1 protein-coding gene is annotated in these 1174 nt (G+C 56.5%); it reads left to right on the plus strand.

The genetic code is table 11. The annotated features are described in order from the left end of the window. The first annotated feature begins 215 nt into the window (after window positions 1–215). A complete protein-coding gene (locus NW840_RS06075; RefSeq protein WP_414331439.1) occupies window positions 216–1118 on the plus strand; it encodes a macro domain-containing protein in 903 nt (300 codons plus the stop codon). Window positions 1119–1174 lie beyond the last annotated feature (56 nt).

Genomic DNA, 1174 nt, shown 5'->3' on the forward strand with positions numbered 1-1174 from the left:
TCAAAGCGCATTCCTCCCGGCACTGACCCTACGGGTACAGTGCGGGGCTCCTGCGATTTCTAGCTGAAGCACATCTGGCTCTGCCTTTTTCAAAGCTGCATCGTAGAGCGAAGGTATGGCGCCAATTCCAGAAAGTCCCAAAATCTACCACATTACCCATGTAGACAACTTGCAAGGGATTTTGACATACCCCCCTGCCTAAAGGCAGGGGATTCTTGTTACTGGTTCTGCGACAGCACTTGAAATCATGGCCTGGGAACTTCAAGGCCTATGCCGCAGCCTGCCGGCGGGGGGAAGTCCAACCGGGCAAAATGTTCGTTTTCGAGACCGGAAACCTGACCAATCCGCGCTACATCATCAATTTCCCCACAAAACGCCACTGGCGGGGGAAGTCGCGGATCGAGGATATAGAAGCTGGGCTGAAGTCCCTTGCCGAGGAGATCAGGCATCTTGGTCTGCGCTCAGTCGCTTTGCCACCCCTAGGCTGCGGCCTCGGGGGTCTTCATTGGCCCGATGTGCGCTCCCGCATCGAGCAGGCGCTAGCAGAACTTCCCGACGTCCACATCCTTGTCTTTGAGCCCACCGGGCCTCAGCCTTTGCCGAAGAGCATGCGCCGTGGCCAGATCCCTTCCTTGACGCCGGGAAGAGCGGTGCTGGTGGGCCTTATGGAGCGCTATGTAAACGGTCTACTTGTTCCGTTTGTCTCTTTGCTTGAGCTGCACAAGCTGATGTACTTCCTGCAGGAAGCCGGGGAGCCGCTTCGCCTGCGATTTACAAAGGGCGTTCATGGACCCTACGCCGAGAACTTGCGGCATGTTCTCAAAGAAATCGAGGGATATTACATCTCTGGGTACGGCTCGGGCGGTGATCGACCAGACAAGAAGCTGGAACTGGTGCCCGGTGCTGTCGAGGAAGCCCATAGATATCTCGCTGGACAGCCAGAGACGAGAGAACGCTTTGAGCGTGTCAGCGACCTCGTGGAGGGCTTTGAGTCGCCCTATGGTCTAGAATTGCTGGCTACTGTCCACTGGATCGTGACTCGTGGGCACCCTTCTACGACGGCAGAGTTGGTGGAAAGCTTCTACGCCTGGGGAGATAGAAAACAACAATTCAGCTAGAAATCGCAGGAGCCCCGCACTGTACCCGTAGGGTCAGTGTCGGGAGGAATGCGGAA

The organism is Synechococcus sp. R5-13, assembly GCF_047462015.1.
In the GTDB taxonomy this organism is placed as follows: Bacteria; Cyanobacteriota; Cyanobacteriia; order Thermostichales; family Thermostichaceae; genus Thermostichus.